The 23,178-nt window shown below is 57.2% G+C and carries 20 protein-coding genes and 2 tRNA genes; 12 read left to right on the forward strand and 10 right to left on the reverse strand.

Going from position 1 to position 23,178, the window contains the following annotated elements; all coding sequences use genetic code 11:
- Positions 1-55 precede the first annotated feature (55 nt).
- The 8 genes from CFT68_RS18375 (at position 56) to coaE (ending at position 6,888) form a co-directional block, all read left to right on the forward strand.
- The gene (locus CFT68_RS18375; RefSeq protein WP_088845147.1) at positions 56-1,147 is read left to right on the forward strand and encodes a Glu/Leu/Phe/Val dehydrogenase dimerization domain-containing protein; all 1,092 of its coding nucleotides are present in this window, start codon (positions 56-58) and stop codon (positions 1,145-1,147) included.
- A gap of 106 nt (positions 1,148-1,253) precedes the next feature.
- Positions 1,254-2,438: a transcription antitermination factor NusB gene (gene nusB, locus CFT68_RS18380; protein WP_088845148.1), complete on the forward strand. Its 1,185-nt coding sequence runs from the start codon at positions 1,254-1,256 to the stop codon at positions 2,436-2,438.
- Positions 2,439-2,515: 77 nt separating this feature from the next.
- Positions 2,516-2,827, forward strand: coding sequence for a YtxH domain-containing protein (locus tag CFT68_RS18385; RefSeq protein WP_088845149.1), 312 nt, complete (start codon positions 2,516-2,518; stop codon positions 2,825-2,827).
- 190 nt (positions 2,828-3,017) lie between these two features.
- Positions 3,018-4,022 carry an isocitrate/isopropylmalate dehydrogenase family protein gene (locus CFT68_RS18390; RefSeq protein ID WP_088845150.1) on the forward strand — a complete coding sequence of 335 codons (1,005 nt, stop codon included), beginning with the start codon at positions 3,018-3,020 and terminating at the stop codon, positions 4,020-4,022.
- A 191-nt stretch (positions 4,023-4,213) separates the two neighbouring features.
- Positions 4,214-4,732: a DUF1573 domain-containing protein gene (locus CFT68_RS18395; RefSeq protein ID WP_088845151.1), complete on the forward strand. Its 519-nt coding sequence runs from the start codon at positions 4,214-4,216 to the stop codon at positions 4,730-4,732.
- A 171-nt stretch (positions 4,733-4,903) separates the two neighbouring features.
- Positions 4,904-5,224 (forward strand): preprotein translocase subunit YajC, encoded by a 321-nt coding sequence (gene yajC, locus CFT68_RS18400; protein ID WP_088845152.1) that lies wholly within the window; start codon positions 4,904-4,906, stop codon positions 5,222-5,224.
- Positions 5,225-5,240: 16 nt separating this feature from the next.
- On the forward strand, positions 5,241-6,203 hold the full coding sequence (locus tag CFT68_RS18405; protein ID WP_088845153.1) for a YbbR-like domain-containing protein: 963 nt from the start codon (positions 5,241-5,243) through the stop codon (positions 6,201-6,203).
- A 91-nt stretch (positions 6,204-6,294) separates the two neighbouring features.
- Entirely contained in the window at positions 6,295-6,888 is a 594-nt protein-coding gene (gene coaE, locus CFT68_RS18410) for a dephospho-CoA kinase (protein ID WP_088845154.1), read from the forward strand.
- A 44-nt stretch (positions 6,889-6,932) separates the two neighbouring features.
- On the opposite strand, the gene CFT68_RS18415 is transcribed toward coaE, so the two are convergent.
- The 4 genes from CFT68_RS18415 to CFT68_RS18430 all read right to left on the reverse strand — a co-directional run bounded on the left by CFT68_RS18415 (position 6,933) and on the right by CFT68_RS18430 (position 13,045).
- A complete protein-coding gene (locus tag CFT68_RS18415) occupies positions 6,933-8,105 on the reverse strand; it encodes a GNAT family N-acetyltransferase (protein WP_088845155.1) in 1,173 nt (390 codons plus the stop codon).
- Between the two features lie 73 nt (positions 8,106-8,178).
- Positions 8,179-9,807, reverse strand: coding sequence for a DUF2029 domain-containing protein (locus tag CFT68_RS18420; RefSeq protein WP_088845156.1), 1,629 nt, complete (start codon positions 9,805-9,807; stop codon positions 8,179-8,181).
- A gap of 8 nt (positions 9,808-9,815) precedes the next feature.
- Complete coding sequence (locus tag CFT68_RS18425; RefSeq protein ID WP_141106618.1) at positions 9,816-11,432, reverse strand: hypothetical protein; 1,617 nt, start codon at positions 11,430-11,432, stop codon at positions 9,816-9,818.
- Between the two features lie 8 nt (positions 11,433-11,440).
- A complete protein-coding gene (locus CFT68_RS18430; protein WP_088845158.1) occupies positions 11,441-13,045 on the reverse strand; it encodes an ArnT family glycosyltransferase in 1,605 nt (534 codons plus the stop codon).
- An 86-nt stretch (positions 13,046-13,131) separates the two neighbouring features.
- Between CFT68_RS18430 and CFT68_RS18435 the strand changes: the two genes are divergently transcribed.
- Positions 13,132-14,427: a hypothetical protein gene (locus tag CFT68_RS18435; RefSeq protein ID WP_141106619.1), complete on the forward strand. Its 1,296-nt coding sequence runs from the start codon at positions 13,132-13,134 to the stop codon at positions 14,425-14,427.
- Between the two features lie 104 nt (positions 14,428-14,531).
- Here the strand turns inward: CFT68_RS18435 and CFT68_RS18440 are convergent.
- Positions 14,532-14,606 (reverse strand) — tRNA-Val (locus CFT68_RS18440).
- 22 nt (positions 14,607-14,628) lie between these two features.
- A tRNA-Val gene (locus CFT68_RS18445) sits at positions 14,629-14,703 on the reverse strand.
- 322 nt (positions 14,704-15,025) lie between these two features.
- On the opposite strand from CFT68_RS18445, the gene CFT68_RS18450 reads away from it, so the two are divergent.
- Positions 15,026-15,898 (forward strand): TerB family tellurite resistance protein, encoded by an 873-nt coding sequence (locus CFT68_RS18450; RefSeq protein WP_088845160.1) that lies wholly within the window; start codon positions 15,026-15,028, stop codon positions 15,896-15,898.
- 106 nt (positions 15,899-16,004) lie between these two features.
- Here the strand turns inward: CFT68_RS18450 and CFT68_RS18455 are convergent, their stop codons facing one another.
- Together CFT68_RS18455 and CFT68_RS18460 are read right to left on the reverse strand one after the other, a co-directional pair.
- On the reverse strand, positions 16,005-17,150 hold the full coding sequence (locus tag CFT68_RS18455; protein WP_088845161.1) for a mechanosensitive ion channel family protein: 1,146 nt from the start codon (positions 17,148-17,150) through the stop codon (positions 16,005-16,007).
- 179 nt (positions 17,151-17,329) lie between these two features.
- Positions 17,330-18,559 carry a Glu/Leu/Phe/Val dehydrogenase dimerization domain-containing protein gene (locus tag CFT68_RS18460; RefSeq protein WP_088845162.1) on the reverse strand — a complete coding sequence of 410 codons (1,230 nt, stop codon included), beginning with the start codon at positions 18,557-18,559 and terminating at the stop codon, positions 17,330-17,332.
- Between the two features lie 234 nt (positions 18,560-18,793).
- Between CFT68_RS18460 and CFT68_RS18465 the strand changes: the two genes are divergently transcribed.
- The gene (locus CFT68_RS18465; RefSeq protein ID WP_088845163.1) at positions 18,794-19,102 is read left to right on the forward strand and encodes an ArsR/SmtB family transcription factor; all 309 of its coding nucleotides are present in this window, start codon (positions 18,794-18,796) and stop codon (positions 19,100-19,102) included.
- Between the two features lie 118 nt (positions 19,103-19,220).
- Here CFT68_RS18465 and hemA read toward each other — a convergent pair whose 3' ends face one another.
- Entirely contained in the window at positions 19,221-20,492 is a 1,272-nt protein-coding gene (gene hemA, locus CFT68_RS18470; protein WP_088845164.1) for a glutamyl-tRNA reductase, read from the reverse strand.
- A 327-nt stretch (positions 20,493-20,819) separates the two neighbouring features.
- On the opposite strand from hemA, the gene CFT68_RS18475 reads away from it, so the two are divergent.
- Positions 20,820-22,001: an ATP-binding protein gene (locus tag CFT68_RS18475; RefSeq protein ID WP_088845165.1), complete on the forward strand. Its 1,182-nt coding sequence runs from the start codon at positions 20,820-20,822 to the stop codon at positions 21,999-22,001.
- 12 nt (positions 22,002-22,013) lie between these two features.
- Here the strand turns inward: CFT68_RS18475 and CFT68_RS18480 are convergent, their stop codons facing one another.
- Entirely contained in the window at positions 22,014-23,135 is a 1,122-nt protein-coding gene (locus CFT68_RS18480; RefSeq protein WP_088845166.1) for a lipocalin family protein, read from the reverse strand.
- Positions 23,136-23,178: the final 43 nt, after the last annotated feature.

The raw sequence follows: 23,178 nt of genomic DNA on the forward strand, positions 1-23,178 counted from the left end.
GCCTTCCGCAAAGGTACAACAACCCACCCCCACCCAAACCTTTTTCCTCCTCCGCATGGTTGAAACGAAAGTGCTGACCGATACGTCGGTCTTTGGACAGATTGCTGACCACCAACACGAGCAGGTAGTTTTCTGCCATGACCACGAGACTGGCCTACGCGCCATCATCGGCATTCATAACACCGTGCTGGGGCCTGCTTTGGGCGGTACGCGCATGTGGCACTACACCTCGGAGGCCGAAGCGCTGAATGATGTGTTGCGCCTTTCGCGCGGCATGACCTATAAAGCAGCTATTTCGGGGTTGAACCTGGGTGGTGGCAAGGCCGTGATTATCGGCGATGCCAAAACCATGAAGACGGAGGCGTTGCTGCGCAAATTCGGCCGCTTCGTGCAGAACCTCAACGGCAAGTACATCACGGCCGAAGATGTGAACATGACCACCAAGGACATGGAGTACATCCGGATGGAAACCAAGCACGTTTCGGGCCTGCCCGAGAGCATGGGTGGCTCCGGCGACCCATCACCGGTGACGGCCTACGGTACCTATATGGGTATGAAGGCCGCAGCCAAGAAAGCTTTCGGATCAGATAGCCTTGCCGGCAAGCGCATTGCGGTGCAGGGCGTAGGCCACGTAGGTACCTATCTGATGGAGTATCTCCAGAAGGAAGGAGCTAAGCTGATCCTGACCGACTACTACGAAGATCGTGCGCTGGAAGCTGCTGCCCGTTTCGGCGCCGTAGCCGTAGGCCTAGACGAAATCTATGACCAGGATGTAGACATCTATTCGCCGTGCGCGCTGGGTGCTACTATCAACGATGACACCATCGGGCGTTTGAAGTGCCAGGTAATTGCGGGCTGCGCCAACAACCAACTGGCGGATGAAAACATCCACGGCCCGGCCCTGGTAGAGCGCGGCATCGTATACGGTCCCGACTTCCTCATCAATGCCGGTGGCCTGATCAACGTATATTCGGAAGTTATTGGTGGTAGCCGCCAGACGGCACTGACTCAGACCGAGAAAATCTACGACATCACCACGCAAGTGCTCAACAAAGCCGAGCAGGAGCAAAGCCACCCACAAGCTGCGGCCACGCGCCAGGCGGAGGAACGCATTGCGGCCATCGGGAATGTAAAATCAACGTATTAGTTGAGGTGATAAAGTGATAGGGTAAATGGTGAAAAGGATATAGAGTATCCGTTCGCTATTTCCCTCATCACCTGTCACTTCATTACTCCATCACCTCCTCAATAGAATGCTCAACCGTCGCACGCTCCGCATCAAGGTCATGCAGGCCCTCTACGCCTATCACCAGGCCGTAGGGTCTGATTTTTCACTGGCCAATGATCAGATTGCGGAGTCCTTCGCGCCTGATTTGAACTCGCCCGAACCGCAGGACCGCAAGCAGTTGCAGGGCCAGCGCAAAATGGCCGAACTCATCTTTAAAGAGTGGCACAAGAACGGCGAACAGCCCGAAGCTACAGAGGATAAGGATGTAAATGAAGCCGTGAAGGACGCCATCCGGTACTACCAGAAAGCAGTGGCCAAGGATGGCACGTTCTACGCCGGTCAGATGGTGCAGGCGGCAGAAAGTATTCACAATCAATATGTTCATCTGCTCAACATCCCGGAGGTACTGTTGCAGGTGATTGAGGAAGAAAAAGTGCGCGACTCTCGCCGTTTCACGGCCGCTAAGGAGCCGCTGCTGGACGCTACGCGCCTGCAGCAAAACCAGGTGATTGAGAAGCTCATGAACAACCTGCAGCTTCAGGACCTGACCATTCGTCGGTCTCTGAAGTGGCACGGGGAAGAAGAACTGGAAGCGTTGCGCACGGCCTGGCGCAACGAGATGAAGCAAGATCCTGAGCTGCTGAGCTACCTCGCGGCACCTGCCGGTAATTACACCGAGGACCAGGAAATTCTAAAGCACATCTACAAGACGTTCGTGTTCAAGGGTGAAAGCCTGCCGGCCTACATCGAAGAAGATGATCTGAACTGGGAGGAGAACCGCCCAATCGTGAAAAACTTGGTGGTGAAGACCATCAAGATGCTCGACGAAGCGGCCGATGAGAACATGGTGCTCATGTCGTTGTCGGCTAACTGGCAGGAAGACAAAGAGTTTGCGGAGAGCCTATACAAGCAGACCCTGGCCGACGACGAGAAGTACGAGCAGCTCATTGCGGAATCGGTACAGAACTGGGATGTGGAGCGCGTAGCCCTCACCGATAAGATTCTGCTGAAGATGGCGCTCTGCGAAATGCACCTTTTCCGGGCTATTCCGGTGAAAGTGACCATTAACGAGTACATCGAAATCAGCAAAATCTATAGCACACCTAAGAGCAAGCAGTTTGTGAACGGTATTCTGGATAAATTGGCCCAGGACCTGACCGCCAGCGGTGCCATCCGCAAATCGGGCCGCGGTCTGCTGGACAATCAGTAGCACCGGCAACCCGACTTGGGGTTAAGTCGTCTATATAGCGTATTCCCTTCCTCCCACCTCGCCACCACACTTGCATTATGGGTAGCAAAACCACTACCGGTATTCTATGCTTCGCCGGCGGAGCCCTCACCGGGGCCGCCATCGGACTTCTATACGCGCCAGAGAAAGGCCGCGAAACGCGCAGCTGGCTCAGCTATAAGCTCGAGAAGTATCGCGAGCAGTTGGCTGAACTCACCGAAAACCTGGTGACCAGCCGTGCCGACGCCGGCCCCAGCTCGGCCAAAAGCGAAGGCCAGCGCGTAATTCAGGACGCGAAAAGCAAAGCAGAACAGCTTCTCGGCGACGTAGATCAGCTCATCAACCAGATCAACTCCCGGAAAACGGTTTAGCAATGGCTTATGAAGGAAGTGTGCTGATGGGCTCATGATGTGAATCATGAGCGCGTCGGCACATTTTCATTTTTAGCACACCTGCGCTTTGGTACCTTTGCGGTGGCCTAGTGGTCTACCCCAACCTGCGCTAGGCCACTAGGCCAGTAGCGCAGCCAGCATACATCAAACAATCAGTAAATCAGATAGAATGCACCTTATCACCCTCATTCCCGGCGACGGCATTGGCCCCGAAATCACGAAAGCAGTAACCGATATTTTCGCGGCGGCGCAGGTGCCGGTTCAGTGGGAAGAGCAGAACGCCGGCCAAACCACCTTCGACCAGTCGGGTGAGCTGATTCCGCAGACGCTGCTGGACTCCTTGGAGAAAACCCGGGTAGGCCTGAAAGGCCCTATCACGACGCCGGTAGGCAAGGGCTTCCGCAGCATCAACATCACGCTCCGCCAGAAGTACGACCTCTACCAGAACGTGCGCCCCGCCAAAACCACCGAGGGCATTCAGAGCCGCTATTCCGGCATTGATCTGGTGTTGTTTCGCGAGAACACCGAGGGCTTGTACTCGGGTCTGGAAATGTACGATGAGCGCCTAGGTATTTCTGACTCCGTTGCGCGCGTGACGGTGGAAGGCTGCCGCAAAATCTGCCGCGCGGCGTTTGCTTATGCTTCCAAGCATGGCCGCAAAAAGGTAACGCTGGCCCACAAAGCCAACATCCTGAAAATGGCCGGCACCCTAATGATCAACGCCTGCAAAGAGGCCGCCAACGAGTTTCCGCACATCGTATTCGAGGATAAAATCATCGACAACATGTGCATGCAGCTGGTAAATAAGCCCGAGCAGTTTGACGTGATTGTTACCACCAACCTGTTCGGCGACATTCTGTCGGACCTTTGCGCGGGCCTGGTAGGTGGCCTAGGCGTAGTTTCGGGCGCCAACATCGGCGACGATATGGCCATTTTCGAAGCGGTGCACGGCTCGGCTCCGGATATCGCCGGCCAGGGCAAAGCCAACCCCACGGCCCTGCTGCGCTCGGCCCTGATGATGCTGCACCACATTGGCGAGCACCAGCACGCCGATAAGCTGGAGAAAGCCCTGGAACTCACGCTGCAGGACAAAGAGAAATGCACCGGCGACCTGGGCGGAAAAGCCTCCACCAGCGAGTTCGCGCAGGCCATCATCGATAACCTCAGCAAGTAGTCTACTGTTGTCATTCCGAACAACGTGAGGAACCTGGAGAGTGGCCTAGAAGCTGACCCAGATTCCTCACGTTGTTCGGAATGACAACGGGGCTAAGCCTGTTATATCAACAAAATATTGCCGTACTTTCACGGCTACACGTCTCTTAACCAAGTAGCTGCGCTGAATAGTTTAGCCTCTTTTTCTGTTTTATGAAACGCAATCTGTTTTCTGCATTCCTGTTCTCCGGTGCCTTGCTGCTGGGAGCCTGCAACAACGAAAAGCCTGCTGAAATAGGCGCTACCGGCATGAACGCTGCCGCCAACGAGGCTGCTGCTAACCCAGTAGTAGACAACCCGAACGTGACGGAAGAAACTGCCGCGCCCAACCCCAACGCCCCAGTGATGACGTTTGCCGTATCGGAGCACGATTTCGGTGATATCAAGCCCGGTGACATTGTGAAGCACACTTTCGAGTTCACTAACACGGGCAAGTCGCCGCTGCTGATTGAGAATGCCACGGCTTCCTGCGGCTGCACTACGCCTAACTGGACCAAGGAGCCTATTGCACCGGGCGCGAAAGGCACCATTGATGTGCAGTTTGATAGCCACGGCAAAATGGGCATCCAGAACAAGGAAATTGCCATTCAGGCCAACACCCAGCCTAGCATCACTAAAATCGTGATCAAAACCAACGTACTGTCTGACGGTACGGCCGGTCCGGTACGTTAGTAGTGGCCTAGAAGTACGCCTGTTATCTGTAGCGGCGCCAGGTTTTTTTTCTGATATTCTGGCCGTATATACGGTGAGAATCAGGGACAGACACTGGCCTAGTTGCGGGTAACAGGCGTTTTTGTTTTTGCATTGTAGGCGGCTACTGGCTGCTTCTTTTTACTTTACCGTATGTTTTCAACTCTTCTTCTGCAAGCGGGCGTCTCGGGTGAGAGCCTGACGTCCCTGTTGTTTCCCGTGGCTATTGCCGCGGTAGTGTACTTTTTCATGATCCGGCCCCAGCAAAAGCGGGCTGCTGAAGCCAAGAAATTCCGCGCGGCCATTGCGAAGGGGTCCAATGTGGTGACCATCGGTGGCCTACACGGCAAAGTGCTGGAAGTGAACGAGGAAACGATTATTGTGGAGGTAGACAAAGGCGTGCGCCTGAAGTTCGACCGCTCTGCTATTGCTCGCGAGGTCGCTGGCAAAAACACGGCTGCTCCGGTGGCCTAACTAACCATGCTGTGCTGTGCCGCTAGCTCGTTCTGCCCGTCTGTTTCGCTGGTTCCTCAGCCCCTTTCTGGGGCAGGAGCGGAGCTATTGGCGGGCTGTAGCGGCGTGTTTTCTGGCGGCCAGCACCTTTTGGCTGCTCAACGCACTCAATAAAACGTACACCACGCGCATTACTTACCCGGTAGCGTGGCGCTACAATGAAACCCGGTTCGTGCCCATTCAGCCGCTACCCACAGAGGTAGCCGTGAATGTCACGGGCCGCGGCTGGAAGCTGCTGCGTCGCAGTCTACCGCTGGAGGTGAAACCGGCCGAGCTGATTCTACCCGGCCTACCGGGCACGCGCTACGTCACCTACCAGAATCTGCGCCCGGCATTGCAGCAGGCCATGGAAGGCATGCAGTTCAACTACCTGCTGACTGATACGCTGTGGGTGGAATTTGATAGGCTGGTGAGCCGTCGGCTGCCGCTGGCCCTAAGTCCGGCCGCCGATGGCTCGGCGTTGCCCTATTCGGCTACATTCCTGCCGGCTACCGTGATGTTTCGGGGGCCGGCCAGCAAAGTAAGCTCCCTGCCCGATCCGTATCCGGTGCACCTACCGCAGGCGCCGGCCGGCAGCACCACCGGCGACATCAGGGTGCCCATCGGTGGGCCTGATCTGGTGGTGCCCAATGTGCAGGACGTACGGGTACGCCTGCAGCACCGCCCGCTCGTGACGGTGCCCGTGAAGGTGGTGCCCGAGCTGATGGATGCGCCCATAGGCCACACGTACCAGTTTAGCCCCGCTACCGTGCAGGTGCAGCTGCAGTGTTTTCCGGAAGACACGGCCAGCCTCGACCGGAAAGAGGTGCGGGTGCAGTTACATTATGGGCAGTTCATCAACGCCGACTCCAGCCTGCGCCCTTTCCTTTCGCGTAGGCCTGCCGCCGCCCGAGGTGGCCAGGTACTTACGCCAGGCGTGCGCGTAACGGTGAAACAGTGAGCTGCTGAGCTTGATGCCCTAGTGGCCCAGACTGCGTCCTCGGTACGTCAAGCCCACTATTTCACCACCTTCCTATCTCATCACATCAGGTATGCTGAAAATTGGAATTACGGGCGGAATTGGCTCGGGCAAAAGCGTAGTGTGCCGGCTGTTTGCGGTGCTGGGCGTGCCCGTATATGACTCCGACGCCCGGGCAAAGTGGGTGATGGCCAACGATATGCTGCTGCGCGACGAGCTGCAAGCCGCCTTCGGCCCCGAAACGTTTGACGCACTAGGCCACCTCAACCGGACGTATCTGGCCCGGGTGGCTTTTGCCGATCCTGTGCAGCTGGCCCGCCTCAATGCGCTGGTACATCCGGCCGTGGGCCGCGACTTTGCGCAGTGGAGTGCGGCCCGCCAAGCCGAAGGCCATGCCTATATCCTGAAAGAAGCCGCGCTGCTCTACGAATCGGGCGCCTATCAGCAGCTGGACCATATCATCACGGTGTTTGCGCCGCTGGAAATCCGGCAGGCCCGCATTCTGGTTCGCGACCCGCACCGCACCGCCGACGACATTCAGAACATCATCGGCAAACAGATGAGCGAAGAGGAGAAAATGGAGCGAGCCGATTTTGTGGTGTACAACGACGATGCGCACCTGCTCATTCCGCAGGTGCTGCAGCTGAATGCCACGTTTCGACGCTAGGCCACTCTCGGGTTTAGTGTAGCGAGCCGAGAGTGGCCTAGCCCTTAGCGGATGATCGGGCTGCGCTCGAAGGGCCGGTTGCGGTCGAAAAGAAAGCGGTACGTGACGTGCGTTTTGTAGATACGCGCCCCAATGGAGCGCGTGAGGGCCAGCATGCGGGGATTAAAGTCGCCGATCCAGTTCATCTCGATTTCGGTGTAGCCGGCGCGCATGAACTGCGCCCGGGCGTGCACCATCATCGCCGACTCAATACCCTTGCCCTGCCACTCCGGCACCACCCCAAAGATGACACCGAACAGCTTTTTATCGGTGCGCTGCATGTATTTGCGTTTTTCCCAGAGGAAACGCAGCTTGCCCAACAAGTTGAAGTTGCGGCCCACGTGCTTGAAAATCTGGTTTAACTCCGGCAGACTCACGAAGAACGCAATGGGCTCATCGTTGTGGTAGGCAAACCAAAGCAGGCGCTCATCCAGCACGGGTTTCATCTCGCGTACCAGTTCGCGTGCCTTCTCCAGCGGCATGGGGTTAATGCCGCTGTGGTTAGCCCAGGCCAGGTTGTACACATGGTGAAAATCGCGGGCCAGCTTTTCGGCCTCGCTCTTGTTGGCGTGCTCGAAGCGGAAAGTAGGGTATTGCTGGGCGTACTTATCGAAGGCGCGGCTAAATGCCTCGTGCAGGGGCATTGCCACTTCGCGGTAGCAGGTGTACTGCTTGAAATACACCTCAAAGCCGTACTGCTCAAATAGTCCCTTGTAGTAGGGCGCGTGGTAGAACATACCGTAGTTGGGCTCCGTGAAGCCATCTACCAGCACGCCCCAGAACCGGTCACGCTCGCCAAAGTTGATGGGGCCATCCATGGCGGCCAGGCCGCGCTGGCTAAGCCACTCACGGCCAGCGTCAAACAGCTCGTTAGCCGCGGTTTGGTCATCAATGCACTCAAAAAAGCCTAGGCCACCTACCGGAAGCGTAGGGTCGGTTTGGGGCGTTTCGTGGTTGATAAAAGCCGCCACACGCCCCACAACCTCGCCGCTGGGGTTGGTCAGAATCCAACGAATAGCTTCGCCGTGGGCAAAATTGTGGTTGCGCTTCGGATCGAAAACCGCCTCGATTTCGTGGTCGAGGGGGGCAATCCAGTTGGGGTGGTTCTGGTAAATGCGCGCCGGCAAATCCAGGAATTGACGGCGGTGTTCGGGGGTCGTGACTTCTACTAGCGGCATATCAGAAAGGAAGCAGGCCAATACAGAGTGGCCTAGGACGCAAAGAAAAGGCCTTTGGCCAACGTAGAACAGTTTAGCGGCTCGGCCGGCGGAAAATGGACAGAACTTTTATTCCCTCCGTGCGGAGCGTATGCACTTCGGTACCCACACTATCGGCGTAGGTTTGCGGGTGCCAGCGGTAGGCCGTCATAAAATAATCGGCCTTGGCCAGCGGCACGTACCGGATGCGTTGGCGCTGCTCGGGGGTAAGCATGAGGCTGTTGTTGTACAGCGGGTTATACCACGGCCAGCGCACGTTTATTTTGATGGGCCCCACCGGATGCTGTTGCAGAAGCCACTCCAAGCCGTAGCGGAAAGTGAGGCCCCAATAGTCGCGCTCCATCAGGGCTTCGGCAGCCGGGGCACTTAGCAAAGTGAAGTACAGATTTTGATAAGGATGCAGGCGCACCATGCGTACGGCAGTGCGCGCCATTTCCAGCCCTGCCAACAGGCCCAGGCCTAGCACCAACGGGCGCCAACGCCGGTGCTGACGGGTCGCAACTATCAGGCCTACAGCGCCCCGCACGGCCAGCAGCACCAAAGCCGGATACACAAAGTAGAGGTGTCGCCAGGCATCGTATAAAGCAGAATGAAGCACTATCACGAGCAGCAGCGGACCCAGTAACCAGCCAGCCAGCAGCAGATCAAGCTGCTGGGCAGGCTCGCGTAGGCCACTCCAGCCCGTACGCAGGATGCGCCAGCCCGCCTGGACTAGGCCTAGCACGGCGGCCAGAATATACGGAACGGGCGTCGTGACAAGCATCCAGACGGGGGCGTAGTGCCAGGGAATATCGCCGGCTTTGTAGTAGTGGCCTAGGTAGTAATTGGTGAAAATCCAGGGGTAGTGGCTCATGTTGCGGAAAGCCGCCACAAAGTTGCCAATGGGGTTCTCCCACAAATAAGGCCAGCCTATGATGGTAGTGCCAACAGCTACTGCCAAGCTAAGCCCGAGTAGCCATAACCGCTGTCGACGCTCCGGGGCCGCCAGCCAGGGCCAGCTGAGCAGCACCAATACCACCGTGAAAGGCACGAGCAGGCTACCCAGAATTCGGGCATCGATGGCCAAACCGATAACCATCCCATGTAGCACGGCCCTGCGAACGGTGGGTTGCTCAGTCAGCCGAACCAGGGTAACCATGCCCAAGGTAAAGAGCCCCATAAACATGATATCCTTGCCGTTGAAGAAGGCTTCCGCAAATAGCCGTGGGGAAAGCACCAGCACCAATGCCGCCAGTAAGCCCAGGCGCCAATCGCGGAAGCGCCGGTAGCCTATTACATACGTGCTCCACACGGCCAGCATGAAAGTGCAGAAAATGAGCAGGTGGCGCATGTAGTAGTAGGCCTCCGAGTCGTGGTGGGTGAACAGGTAGCTGAGCACCGCTACCGGAATCTCGAAGATGACGCCGTGGTCGTTATCGTGGTAGCCTTTCAGGGGCGGAATCAGGCGGGTAGAAGGCTCTTGGCGGATCTTCTCTGGCGCCAAGAGCTCGGCTATATACTTAACATTAACGAGGCCATTGAGATGGTCGGTGGGCTCATCCCACGATACGCCGTAGTCCCGGTGCAGGGCCACGCCCAGCAGCGCCAGCAACCCAAAGAACGCCCCGACCACCCAACGGCGGCCCGCCACGGAATCAGCAGATAACCAGTTTGCTAACGACATAAACAGAATTAGCGGCGGCGAAAAACGGAAAGGATCTTGATGTCGCCGGCCCAAACGGTATGTACTTCAGTGCCCAACGAATCGAGGTAAGACTGCGGGTGCCAGCGGTAAGCAGCTAGGTAATAGCGAGCACTATCGGGTAGGTAGCGCAGCCGGGCGCGGTCTGGGGGGGGTAGAATTAGCAGGTTGTTGTAGAGCGGAAAATGCAGGTGCGTATCGACGGTAACCACCCGGGCCGAATCATTGGCCAAAATCCACTCCAGGCCCCGGCGGTAGGAAAGGCCCCAGTAGTCTCGCTCAAACCGCCGCTCTGCCGTAGGCCCTGGTAGAAAGCTGAAGTACATGTTTTGGAAAGGGTGCAGCTGCACCATACGCCAGGCCGTATGACCCGTTTCCAGAACAGCCGCCACCAAAACAAGCCGACTAACCACCCGCAACGGGCCCGCAGACTGGCCTAGCCGACTCACCCACTGAATGCCTTGTACGGCCCAGAGCAGTAAGGCTGGATACACATAGTACAGGTGCCGCCAGCCTTCATATACTACGGTATGCGTGAGCATAACCAGCACTATCGGACCCAAAAGCCAGAGCACCATAAGTATGGCGAGGCGCCCGGTTTCGCTGGTCCAGAGGGGGCGCTGCCGTCTGCCCTGGAATAAGGCCCAGAGCAAACCAACTGCTGCTGCCAACGAATAAGGAACCGGAATGGTAACGACCATCCAGACGGGGATATAATGCCACGGCAACTGGCCTACGGGTAGGAGTTTGCCCAGGTAAAGATTGGTAAGGGGCCACGGATAACGCACGGCGTGCGAGCTGACGGCCAGCAGCTCAGGCAGCGAGTGAACCCACAGATAAGGCCAGCCCGCTAGTACACCGCCGGCCACCATCAGTAGGTAGAGCAGCCCCACACGCACCAATTGTCGGCCTCGCAGCGGGGGCATGGAGGAGCCGTAGGCCAGTGCCAGCCCCACCGCCGTGAAGAGTACCAGCTGCACTCCATGAACCCGGATATCAATGGCTAGTGCTGTAGCCAAGCCGTGCAGCGCGGCTCGTTTCAGGCTTGGGCGATGCAGCAGACGTGTGAGCGTGTACATGGCCAGGGTGAAGAACGCCAAGTACACCACGTCTTTGCCGTTGTAGAACCCTTCCGCGAAAAAGCGGGGTGAGAGCACTAACAGGGCACTCGCCAGTAGCCCCCAGCGCCAGTCCCGAAACCAATAGGTGCCCAAACGAAACAGGGCCCAGATGCCCACAAGAAACACACTGAAAACCAGCAGGTGGCGCAAAAAGAAATAGGAGCGGGAGTCGTGGTCGGTGAACACATAGTTAAGTGCCACCACCGCCATCTCGAAGAGGGGGCCGTGATGCGCATCCTGAAAATTCCGGATATCAGGAGTGGTGGCAAATGTGGGATGGTGGCGGATGGCCGAGCTCTTGGGCAGCCAGCTAGCCAAGTACTTTAGATTTACAAGACCGTTGAGGTGATTATTAGACTCATCCCACGATACGCCGTAGTCCCGGTGCAGGGCCACGCCCAGCAGCGCTAGCAACCCGAAGAACGCCCCGACCACCCAACGGCGGCCCGCCACGGAATCAGCAGATAACCAGTTTGCTAACGACATATGACTGGCTAATGCAGGCGAAAAACAGAGAGAATTGTCAGCCCATTTACTTGCCGCTCATAGATAGGCGTACCGTAGGCCAGGTAAGGGGCTGGGTGCCAACGATAAGTAGTAAGAAAATACCGGGCCTGCTCCGGGGGCACCATCTGCACCCGGGCCCGCTCTGTGGCAGGAAGTAAAAGCTGCGCATTATGCAGCAGCAGGCGCGTGCGTGGGTCGGTGGCTACCGGTATTGCCGTTCCAGCATCATGGGCCAGAATCCACTCTAGCCCTTCGCGGCCCGATAAGGCCCAGTAATCGCGCTCAAACAGCTTTCCGGTAACGGCGGCCGGCGGAACACTGAAATATACATTCTGATAGGGGTGATCGAGCACCATTCGTGCGGCGGTGTGCAGCACGCCGAAGCTTAGGAAAGCAGCGCCAACCCAGCCCACAGCCCGCCCGACTGGCCTAGAAGCTTGCTGCCAGCTGCACCACAAGGCCCGTAGGCCACCTACGGCCAGCAACAGGAAAGCAGGATAGATGAAATACAAATGCCGCCAACCATCATATAGCACGGAGTGCAGTACAATAACGGCGAGCAGAGGGCCCAGGCACCACGCCACAAAAAGTAGATCGAGGCGGCCTGCCATCGATGCCAGCCACTGCTGCGGCCGGTGCATGGCCCACAACACCACGCCCAGTCCTATCAGGAACAAGGCCGAGTAGGCCACGGGCGTAGTCACCAGTAACCACACCGGGGCGTAGTGCCAGGGCAGCTCCCGCACCGAAATCTCGTGGCCCAGGTACTGCGTGAGCATATCGGAGCGGTAGCGGCTGAAGCTCTGGAAGGCTTCGAGGAAGTGGCCTAGCGGGTTTTCCCAGAGATACGGCCAGCCCAGCACCACCACCACAGCCGTGAGAGGCAGATAAGGCAGGAAGGAAAGCAGAAAACGGCGGCGCTCCTGCTGCGGACGGTACCAGATTTCTAGCGCCGCAAAGCCAAGGGTCAGCGGCACGAGCAGCACCCCCATCGTCCGGACATCAATGGCGGCCCCGGTGGCCAGGGCGTGGAGCAGCGCGCGTAGTACGGTCGGTTGGTGCAGCCACCGAACCAATGTATAGATGCCCAGCGCGAAGAACCCCATGAAAACAGGGTCTTTGTAATTATAAAACGACTCGGCAAACAGCCGGGGCGAAAGCACCAGCAGGCCCGCCGTAACCAAACCCCACCGCCAGCTCCCGAAGCGCCAGGCACCCAACCGGTAAACTACCCAAGTGCCGGCCACGCAGGTGAGCCAGATAATCAGATGGCGCAGAAAGTAAATATCCCGGGTGTCATCGGCGCCCATCACCTTTTCCAGCACCACCAGCGGCAGTTGGAAGAACACGCCGTGGTCGGTGTCCTGGTTATCGCGCATCTCGGGAATATCGGCGAAGGTAGGCTGCTGGCGCGCCAGCTCAGGAGCCAGCTTGAGGGCCACATACTTCGCGTTGATAATGCCGTTCAGACGGTCAACCTGCTCGTCCCAGCCCACGCCATAGTCGCGGTACAGGCCTACGCCCAGCAGTGTCAGCAGCCCAAAGAAGGCCCCAACCAGCCAGCGGTGAGAAAAAGCAAGAGCAGCAGGCATGTACGGAATAAGGAAACCAGATCTGCGGTTGAACCACAAAACGCGGCTAAATTCGGCAATTCATTGCCAACTCTAGCTACCTCCCCGTGCTGCGTTCCATTCCCCGATACGTTTGGCTTGTTGCCGTGCTGCTCCTAGCCCTGCGGTTAGGGCTGAATCTGCACCTCAACCCTGGCCTGGAGTGGAATTATGACGAGCGGCGCAACGCCCGCATTGCCGACAACTACCTGGCGGGCCGCGGCTACGTCAGCCTGGACCCGGAGCGCCAGCAAGTGCTGCCCGATTCGTTTCACGCCACTTTTCCGGTGTTCGTGTACATCGGCTGGAGCCACACTGGCCTACCGCGCCACTACCTCACGCTGCTGGTGTACGGGGCTGCGGCCGGGCTGTACTTGCTGGGCGGCCTGTATGTGCAGCGCACCCTGCTGCATTACGGGGCAGAGCAGGGGCTGGCCTGGGCCGGCGCCGGATTGTGGGCTGTGTCGCCCGGGGTGGCCTACTACATCGGGGCCTATTGGTGGTTTGAAAACCTGGCGCTTCCGCTGCTGATAGTAGTGGTGTACAAGCTCTTGCGCCTGTATGCCGGGCGAAAACTCCATTGGCCCGATGCGCTGCTGCTAATAGCGGCTGTAGTGCTTTCGTGCTTGCTGCGCGGCTATTTGCTAGCCGTGTACGGGGTATTGTTTGCCGTATTTCTGGGCCTGATGATGTGGCGCTATGGCGCGGGGGCCAGCCGCCCAGCCTGGGGGTTGGGCCTAGGCCTGTTGGTGGCGCTCTGCCTGGCACACTGGCCCATCTTCCAAAAAAACCACCACATGTTTGGGGCCTGGACGTTGAGCAATCAGGCAGGGTTCGAGCTGTTGCAAGGCCATAATTCCGTCACCAAAGGCCGGTTTATGTTCGACTGGGACGAGCGGACCGGCCCCTTCGATCAGTACGTGCGGGCGCATGTGCCTCAGCTCGACTCGCTTAATCAATACCAGGAAAGTCAGGCCCGAGCCCGGCTGGCCCGGTACTGGGTAGCCACCCATCCGGTGGAAGAAGCAAAGCTATGGCTCCGCAAAACCGCGTTGTTCTTCTCTCCCGAAAACTTTGTGGCCGACGCCCCGAGCACCACCTGGAGCCCTTTTACAGCCTTGGGGCATCTGGCCTTTTTTGCGGCGCTACTCCTGACGCTGTTCCACTACCGCGGGCTCCGCTTTGAGTCGCGGGACGCCTTGTTGCTGACGCCGTTGGTTACCGTGTGGCTATTGAGCCTCGTGTTCTTTGTTGGGTTCCGGTGGCGGTTCTTCGCGGAGCCTGCCCTGCTGCTTTTCCCCCTCATCACCTTGGCCCGGCTGCGGCGTACTCCAGATACAGAGCCGCCGGAAGTGACAGGGTAGGCCTAGTTGCCGGAGCTGGAAATAAGCCACAAGCTTGAATACCACAACAGGCCTAGGCCACTTAAAACGAAAAAGGACAGCCGTTTAGGGCTGTCCTTTTTTTGTGGGAGATACTGGGTTCGAACCAGTGACCCTCTGCTTGTAAGGCAGATGCTCTGAACCAGCTGAGCTAATCTCCCGAGGGGTATGCGTACTAAAAAGTGGGAGATACTGGGTTCGAACCAGTGACCCTCTGCTTGTAAGGCAGATGCTCTGAACCAGCTGAGCTAATCTCCCATGGGCGTATCCCGTTTGGGATGGCAAATATGGCAGGTCGTTTTTGATTGCGCAACTTCTGAGCCGAAGAATCTGCAAGAAATTTTCAGGAAGAGCGCCCGAAGTCCAGCAACTGATTTAGTAACAGCGGCTTTGCTTGCCGGAAATAATATGTAAAAAAGTGCCGGGCCGGAGGCGGTAACTCCCGAAAGCTAGGTGCAGCCAGCGTGTATAGGTTGGAGTAGATAGGAGGGGCCTACAGTTGGGGTCTAACCTATCCAGCTTCCTTCGCGTTAAGCACCTCTACTTACCCATCCTCCTACTTTTCTACATTCCTCTCGCCATGAACGATAACGAACTTCTGCAAAACTATTCTGATCAGGAAAAAGCCGCTTACCTAAGCGTAATTGCCAGTCTAGCCTCTGCCGACCGCGAAGCTTCTGCTGCAGAAGTAGAGTTTTTGCAGCAGCTGGCGCACCAAGCCGGCCTTTCGGGTGGCGCCACGCAGCAAGTGCTATCAGCGGCTAAAGACTCTACCAACGAAAGCGTAAAGCAAAACCTGGATACGCTCCGCAGCAGCGACCTGCGTTTTTCGCTGGTAACGGACCTTATTAGTTTTGCCCGCGCCGATGGTGCTTACTCCAATACGGAGGAAGAAATGGTAAATAAAATTTCGTCCTACCTCGGCATCAGCCAGCAGCAGACGCAAGCACTAGAGCAAGTGGTAGACCAGGCCGCTGCTGTTCCGCACGATGCCAACGACCCCGGCAAGCAAAGCTTCCTGAGCGGCATCACTGATAAACTCGACAGCGTAGGAATTCCGAAAGGTGCCCTCATGGCGGGTCTGCTGGGCGTAGTGGCTCCTATGGTTATTTCGCGCGTTGTAGGCCGTGGTGGCCAAGGTGGCGGCGGCATGATGAGTGGCACAATGGGCGGCCTGATGGGCGGCGCGGCCAACAGCGGCATGGGTGGCCTACTAGGCGGCCTGCTCGGTGGTGGTCTACTGGGCGGCCTGATGGGTGGTGGCCAAAGCCAGGCCGGTTACGGCAACTACCCACAGCAAGGCTCACACGTAGGCAGCGGCGGCCTAGGCTCGCTGATGTCGGTGTTGGGTGGCCTAGGTGGCCAGCCAAACTCGGCTCCGCGTAGCGCGGGAGGCGGTGGCCTGCTCGGCAGCGGTATGGGTGGCCTACTTGGTGGCCTGTTCGGCCGCTAGGCCTCTCAAGCAGCTATTGACGCAACAAAAAAGAGTCGGGAGGCCATTAGGCTTCCCGACTCTTTTTGTTGCCCTACAGGGGACTTTTGAGCCCACTGCCACAGGCCTACAGCACCGGCGTCGGAGTTGAATTGAGGCTCTCGAAGCGCCCACCGGAACCGATCTGTACGACGGTGGTGCCCGTACTGGCAAAAGTGCCGCCGGCGTGCTCCACCGCTTCTACCAGGCAGTAGTTGAGCTCTTCCTTTACCTGCAGGTACTCATCGTAGCTGGTGGTTTCAATGAAGTACTGCACCGTAACCTCTTTGGCGGCGGGCGTAAGGGCCGAGAACTGCATCTGCACTTCGGCCGTTACCAGGGGGTGCTCCTGCAACAGGCGTTTGCCCTCCTCCACAATACTGTGCAGTTGCTGGCTGGTGGTTGTGTGGTTCAGGGCCAGTGTAAAGCCCACCCGGCGCGCGGTACGCAGCGACAGGTTGTTCAAGGGCTTGTCAATCATGGCCTTGTTCGGGACCGTGACGTAGCTTTTTTCGGCGGTGCGCAGGCGCGTGCTCCGAAACCCGACTTTCTCTACCGTGCCTGTTACGGTGCCTACTTCCACTAGGTCGCCCACGGCGAAGGGCCGATCAAGAAAGATGGTGAACGAGGCAATCAGGTTCTCTAGGCTCTCTTTGGCCGCGAAGGCTACTGCTAGGCCACCTATGCCGAGGCCACCAATCAGGGCCGTAACATTCACGCCAAATACGCGGCTCAGCATCACCAGAAACGCCATCGTGAGCACCAATACTTTCAGCAAATCCTTGGCAAAGGGTATCAGCTGATTGTTGAGGCGGGAGGCATTCAGCTCAGCCCGACGCTGAAACACCAGCACCACAAAATCAACTGCTCGCAGTGCAATCCAGGCCACCCCGGTAATCAGCCCGATCTGATACAGGCGGAACAGCACCACCTTTGGCCAGGGCTCGTGCTTGGTAAGCTCGGAGCTGTGCACCGGGTAATCCAGTACCTGAAACGCGAGGTAAATCGTCACGAAGAACACAACGATGGATACCGGCTGAATCAGCAGCTCCGCGAATTGGGCCTCACTGACGCCCTCTGTACGTTTGCGAATAAACCGGAAGGCCAGTTTAGACAACAGCTTGGATAGAAGCGTCTTGAATACGTAGCCGAAAAGCAGGATGCCGGCGCACGTCAGGTAAGCCCCAACGTTGTTGCCGAGAAAGCGCAGGTGCAGGAATTCCTGAAAAGTCATATAGAAGGGACTCGGATGCTTGGGGGCTTAAGGTCTTGGATGAAGATTAGCGCACGGGTGTCCGCACTTCAAGACGCGGGCGAGAATAGGGATGAACGGCCGACGAGCGGATAAACGTATGGGAGAACCACGCCGGAACATCATCCAAGCCCCTAAAATCTTAAGCCCCCAAGACCCAATTACACCAGTTGGCGCAAGGCCATTTCGAACGACTTCTGGGCAATGCCCGTGCGCGAGTCGCCCTGGTGGCGGGTGCGCTCCAGCGCCGAGCGGATGATGCGGGAAGTATCCTGGAAGATGGCCTGGTCCGTGATTTCGGCGTTGGATTCCATCAGGTAAGCGAATACCCGGGCCATGCCGCAGTTGGCAATGAAGTCAGGAATGACGCTGGTGTGGTCGTCGGCAAACTCGCCGGTGGGGCCGAAGAAGATTTCCGGGTCCTGGAACGGCACGTTGGCGCCGCACGAAATGACCTCTAGGCCACCCGCCACCAGCTGATCTACCTGCTCACGCGTGACGAGGCGCGAAGCGGCGGCCGGAATAAATATTTCGGCACCCGAAGACCATACCTGGCGGTTAATGTCATCGAAGGAAAGCAGATTATCGGCGGCCAGCGCGTTGCCGTTGCGGTTGAGGAACAGCGCCCGGATTTCCTCCAGCGAGAACCCTTCCTCCTTCAGTAGGCCACCGGAGCGGTCAATAATGCCCGTAATAAGAGCGCCTTGGGTAGCCAGGTAATAGGCGGCGGCAGCGCCCACATTGCCCCAGCCCTGAATGATGGCGCGCTTACCTGCCACGGAGCGGCCACCCCACAACTCATAATAATGACGCACAGCTTCGGCCACGCCGTAGCCCGTAATCAGGTCGGCCACAGTGTATTTGCGGCTGAGGTCGGGGGAGAAGGTGGCGTCTTCCAGCACCTTCACTACGCCCTGGCGCAGCTGGCCTAGCTTCTGAATTTTCTGGGGCTCAGTGGCATGGTAGTGCCCGTTCACGATGCCTTCCTGCGGATGCCAGAGGCCATAATCTTCCGTAATCGGAATTACATCATGGATTTCGTCCACGTTCAGGTCGCCGCCGGTGCCGTAGTAGTTCTTGAGCAGCGGAATCACGGCCCTGTACCAGCGCTCCAGCACGCCGCGCTTACGCGGGTCCTGCGGGTCGAAGTTGATGCCCGACTTGGCACCCCCAATGGCGGGACCCGAGACGGTGAACTTCACTTCCATGGTTTTGGCCAGGCTCTCTACTTCGCGCTTGTCGAGGCCCTTGCGCATGCGGGTGCCGCCGCCGGCCGCGCCACCGCGCAACGAATTTATTACAACCCAGCCCTCGGCTTCGGTTTCGGCGTCTTTCCACTCAAAAACGATTTCGGGGCGCTTATTTTCAAACTTGGCGAGGAGCTCTTTCATTGAATAGGAGGAGGGGTGGATAGGTTTTGGGCAAAGGTACGCAGCCTACGGGAAGCCTATTCGTCCTTGGTGTGCGTGGCTCCGTACAAGTAGTTGTAAGTACAATATTCCCGCTTTTGTAAATTTTTTCGGGCGATGGTGCGTTGGCAAGGGAACTTAGACCCCCTCGAATATCGTATTACCGATATTCCTGAATACCTCACCTCCTCTGAACAACCACCGTTGTAGCTTCATATGAAACCATTGCTTGCACGAGTAGAATCTAAAAAGGTAGACAAGGCCGCCGCCATGCTGAAAGTGCTGGCGCACCCTAAGCGGTTGGCCATCGTCGATTTGCTGGGCAAAGAGGAAAAGATGACCGTTACGGAAATCTACCGCTCCCTCGATTTGCCACAGGCTATTGCCTCGCAGCACCTGATTACCCTGAAAGACCGCGGCATTTTGTCGTCGTTTAAAGTAGGTACCAAAATCTACTATTCCCTTTCCATTCCAAAACTGCTCGACGTAATCGACTCTCTAGAAGATTGCTGCGACTCGATGTAAGGAAGTTGGCACGCGCCCAGGCGCCTGCTCGTGGGTTCTCAGCTAGCCTACACGAAGAAGCCCGCCGGAATCACTTCCAGCGGGCTTCTTCGTGTTTGTGCGTTGCCAAGTAAGTGGCCTAGGCCACGTCGGGCTGGCGCTCCAGGTCAAATAGGTCGGTTAGTACATCAATGAGCTGGTCGGCCTCGCCACGCTTGCAGGCGGCTTTGAGCTGAAGAACCGGCATCTTGAGCACCTTCTGCATCAACGACTTCGTGATGTCGTCGACGCGGCGAGCTTCTTCGGGCGTCATCTTTTTCTGGAAGCGGTCCATCTCTTCGAGGCGGATTTGCTCCAGGGCGTTCTTGAGTTTCTGGATGGTAGGAGAAACCATCATCTCCTTGGTCCAATCTTGTAGGCCTATCAGGCTTTCCTCAATGATGGCGCGTACTTGGGGTACAGCAGCCAAGCGGCGCTCCAGTGCAGCAGATGCTTTGCTGTGAATGGCGTCGATGTTGTAAACGAGCACACCAGGCACGTTTTCCACATCAGCCTCAATGCTGCGCGGCACTGAAAGGTCTATGAAGAATTTGTAGCTGAGCACATCCAAGCGCTCTACCATCTCGGTGGTAAAGAACGGCTCGGGGCGGGCAATGCTGCTGATAATCACATCGGCCTCCTTCATGCCCTGCACCAAGTCCTCAAAATCGAGAACCTTCAGGTCGCACTCGGCTGCCAGTTCTACCGCTTTGGAGCGGGTGCGATTGCAGATAGTTACATCCTGAAACAGCTTGCTGTCGCCGAGGTGGCGGCACACATCGGCGCCAATCTCGCCTAGGCCTACTACCAGCACACGTGGGTTAGCTACATCGGCGGTCAGCTCTTCTACCAGCTCCAGCGCAGCATACGAGGTAGAAGCGGCGCCGTCGCGGAAGGAGGTTTCCTGCTGTACGCGCTTGTTGGTGAAGAACACCGTGTGCAGCAAACGGTGCAGGAACGGACCGGCCGCATCCTCATCCGCCGACCACTGGTAGGCCTGCTTCACCTGGTTGCTTATCTGCAGGTCGCCTACTACCTGCGCATCAAGACCCATGGCTACCTCAAAGAGGTGACGTACGGCATCGAGGTGCTGATCGAGGATATCGAAATATGGGAAGTACTCGGTTACGTCGGCTAATCCTTTGAGCTGGCCTAGCGCCTCGATAATGGTGGGGCTCTGGTCGCGCTCGGCGGAATAGTAGATTTCGGTCCGGTTACAGGTGCTCAGCACAAGCAGGTCGGAGAGGCCTAGCTCGTGGTGGAGGGTATGCAGGAAACGGCGACAGGCAGCCTCATCCAATGCAATCAGCTCCCTGATTTCCAGGGGGGCTTTCTTGAAGGATAGACTAACGGCCTTGAATGGGTGGAGCATAGCTTGTGCTAGTGCGAGGATCAATGTGCAAAAATACGCTACAAATCGCTAGCGTGAAAACAGTGAACGGAGTGCTGTGGTTCGGGAAGAGTATAATTCAGGACAAAACAGCCGTTTAGGGGGGTGAACTGCGTTCTGGCCTGTCCTAATGTGATGAAAATCATTTGGCAACCGGCCATACCTGACGATAATCACCTGGTTTCCCAAGACCCAGCTCAAGGAAAGGGGAGGGTGGCCTAGGCCTCGGTTTCATCCGGTGAGCGCACCCCTGCGTATCTTGGCTGCGGCGGCTGCCGCCCGACTTCTCTTTCACCCGCTTGCTGTTCTGTGCTTCCGATCTACGACCAAAAATCCCGCATCAAGCTCGTTATTGTGGCTGTAGCCCTGTTGATTGGGGCCGCTACCGTCATTTATACCAATGTGCTGGTGCAGCGCCTGTCGGAGCGGGAACAGAAGCAGATTGACCTGTACGCCAAAACCCAGCGCTACCTGATCAATACCGAAGAAGAGTCGAACGTGTCGTTTCTGATGACGGAAATCATCGACGCTAACAACACCATTCCGGTTATCCTCACTGATGGCGAAAACAACATTGTGGACGCCCACAACGTGAACATTCCCAAGAGCTTATCGGAGTCGGCGGCTATTGATTATCTGCACAAGGAAATTGAGGTGATGAAGCAGCAGCACCCACCCATCGTGATTGAGATTGGGGCCGGGCTGCGCAACTACTTATACTATAAAGAGTCGTCGCTCTTGACGCAGCTGCGCTACTACCCGTTGGTGCAGCTCGCCATTATTGGCTGCCTAGGCGTCATTGCGTACTTCGCGTTCAGCTATTCGCGTCGGGCCGAACAGAACCGGGTATGGGTAGGCCTAGCGAAGGAAACCGCTCACCAATTGGGCACGCCCCTGAGCAGCCTGATGGCTTGGCAGAGCTACCTGAGCGAATCGGAACGGTTTAAGAACGAGCCGATTGTGGAGGAACTAGGCAAGGACGTGCGTCGACTGCAGATTATTACGGAGCGTTTCAGCAATATCGGCTCCGTGCCAGTGCTCAACGACGAGAACATTCTGCGCGTCACGGAAAACGCTATCGAATACCTGAAGAGCCGGGTGTCGAAGAAAGTAACATTCGAAATCAAGACCGACCTGCCCCGCGACACGCCCGCCCAGGTCAATATCCCGCTCTACGATTGGGTAATTGAGAACATCTGCAAAAACGCCGTAGATGCCATGGACGGCCGCGGCAGCATTACCATTCATCTGCGGCGGCCGGCGCGCAATAAATCTCAGATTGCCATCGACATCACCGACACCGGCAAAGGCATCCCGAAAAGCAAAATCGACAGCGTGTTCCTTCCCGGCTTCACGACCAAAAAGCGCGGCTGGGGCCTGGGCCTGGCACTGGCCAAACGCATAATTGAGAATTACCACCAGGGTCGGCTGTTTGTGAAGTGGAGCGAGGTGGGCCGGGGTACTACTTTCCGGCTTATTCTGAACGGGTGATAGGCCAGTGGCCTAGCGGGATGCTTTTTCCTCCCGCTCTGTGGCTTCTTCCACGGCTTCACGTGCTTTCTTTACCTCTGAGCGGTTCGTGATTTCCACGTAGCTGTTGCCGGTTACAGGATTGCCATTGTGGGTGCCTTCCACCCGGCACATGCCTTCCCAGTAGTGCATCTTGATGCCCGCAAAGAGCTTGAGAGTCAGCTCCTGATCAGCCATAACCGGCGTGATGGTGAGGTCGTATCCCTGGCTGGGGATGCGCAGGCGCCACTTGTTGGGGTAGCGCTGTTTGGAGTGCGGGCTGGTCCAGTAGGCCAGGGGCTCCAACTGAAAATCTTTTTGCTCCAGATGAGTGTTCTGAGCCTGCGCGCCGTAGTGTGAGCCGCCCCCGATGCTTTCGCCGGTGGCCTTGTTGTAAAGCTGGTAGGCCATAATTTCCTCCTTCGGCTCCTCAAGCTGAATGCTGAACCAGTCCCACCCAATGTCTTTGGTGGTCACGCTATTGCAGTTCCACTGGCGGTCGTACCACAGCTCGCCTTCTACCTGGTGCACTTTGCCATTTACCTCTAAGGTGCCGGCGGCGGCCATGCGGGGGTAGCTGTAGTATCCAGCCTGCGCCACGGGGCCATATTTCTCGTAGCCGGTGCCACCGTGCAGCAATACCGGTTTCACGGGGCTGGTTTGTAAATCAATAGCGTGCCCCGTGTGCTCGGCCATGCGGGCCTGCAAATGGTAGCTGCCTTCCTGCCCATCCAGCGTCCAGCGTTGAGCTTTCTTTTGGGTACTCAGATTGATGGGCAGGCTGGTGGCCATGAGCTGCGGCAGGCGTTCTACCTTATAGTCGTAGCGGAATTGTTGCTGTTGAGGGTCCGTGATGGCAAAGTTGACCATCTGCCAGTCCTTCTTGCCCGTCAGGTTGAAGTGGAAAAACACATACTCCACCCCAAACACCTCGCCCGTGGCTTTGTCGCGCAGGTGGCCTGTGAAGTACCACCACTCCAGCGAGTTTTGCTTGTGCACAGCCTCTTCCTGCGGTAGCTGAGCCCGCTCATTAAAAACATCGTGCTTATTGACCGGCTTGAGCGCACAACTGGAAACAGTGAATAGGAGAAGGGCAGCTAATAACAAATTCTTCATACCCCGGAATAAGGCAATACAGGGCAGAAAGGTTTGGCTAGGC

It is taken from the genome of Hymenobacter gelipurpurascens (genome assembly GCF_900187375.1).
Lineage (GTDB): Bacteria > Bacteroidota > Bacteroidia > Cytophagales > Hymenobacteraceae > Hymenobacter > Hymenobacter gelipurpurascens.

Excerpts from the sequence above, each read along its gene's own strand:
- CFT68_RS18375 (WP_088845147.1), top strand. The coding sequence starts at position 56 with ATGGTTGAAACGAAAGTGCTGACCGATACGTCGGTCTTTGGACAGATT.
- nusB (WP_088845148.1), top strand. The coding sequence starts at position 1,254 with ATGCTCAACCGTCGCACGCTCCGCATCAAGGTCATGCAGGCCCTCTAC.
- CFT68_RS18385 (WP_088845149.1), top strand. The coding sequence starts at position 2,516 with ATGGGTAGCAAAACCACTACCGGTATTCTATGCTTCGCCGGCGGAGCC.
- CFT68_RS18390 (WP_088845150.1), top strand. The coding sequence starts at position 3,018 with ATGCACCTTATCACCCTCATTCCCGGCGACGGCATTGGCCCCGAAATC.
- CFT68_RS18395 (WP_088845151.1), top strand. The coding sequence starts at position 4,214 with ATGAAACGCAATCTGTTTTCTGCATTCCTGTTCTCCGGTGCCTTGCTG.
- yajC (WP_088845152.1), top strand. The coding sequence starts at position 4,904 with ATGTTTTCAACTCTTCTTCTGCAAGCGGGCGTCTCGGGTGAGAGCCTG.
- coaE (WP_088845154.1), top strand. The coding sequence starts at position 6,295 with ATGCTGAAAATTGGAATTACGGGCGGAATTGGCTCGGGCAAAAGCGTA.
- CFT68_RS18415 (WP_088845155.1), bottom strand. The coding sequence starts at position 8,105 with ATGCCGCTAGTAGAAGTCACGACCCCCGAACACCGCCGTCAATTCCTG.
- CFT68_RS18420 (WP_088845156.1), bottom strand. The coding sequence starts at position 9,807 with ATGTCGTTAGCAAACTGGTTATCTGCTGATTCCGTGGCGGGCCGCCGT.
- CFT68_RS18425 (WP_141106618.1), bottom strand. The coding sequence starts at position 11,432 with ATGTCGTTAGCAAACTGGTTATCTGCTGATTCCGTGGCGGGCCGCCGT.
- CFT68_RS18430 (WP_088845158.1), bottom strand. The coding sequence starts at position 13,045 with ATGCCTGCTGCTCTTGCTTTTTCTCACCGCTGGCTGGTTGGGGCCTTC.
- CFT68_RS18450 (WP_088845160.1), top strand. The coding sequence starts at position 15,026 with ATGAACGATAACGAACTTCTGCAAAACTATTCTGATCAGGAAAAAGCC.
- CFT68_RS18455 (WP_088845161.1), bottom strand. The coding sequence starts at position 17,150 with ATGACTTTTCAGGAATTCCTGCACCTGCGCTTTCTCGGCAACAACGTT.
- CFT68_RS18460 (WP_088845162.1), bottom strand. The coding sequence starts at position 18,559 with ATGAAAGAGCTCCTCGCCAAGTTTGAAAATAAGCGCCCCGAAATCGTT.
- CFT68_RS18465 (WP_088845163.1), top strand. The coding sequence starts at position 18,794 with ATGAAACCATTGCTTGCACGAGTAGAATCTAAAAAGGTAGACAAGGCC.
- hemA (WP_088845164.1), bottom strand. The coding sequence starts at position 20,492 with ATGCTCCACCCATTCAAGGCCGTTAGTCTATCCTTCAAGAAAGCCCCC.
- CFT68_RS18480 (WP_088845166.1), bottom strand. The coding sequence starts at position 23,135 with ATGAAGAATTTGTTATTAGCTGCCCTTCTCCTATTCACTGTTTCCAGT.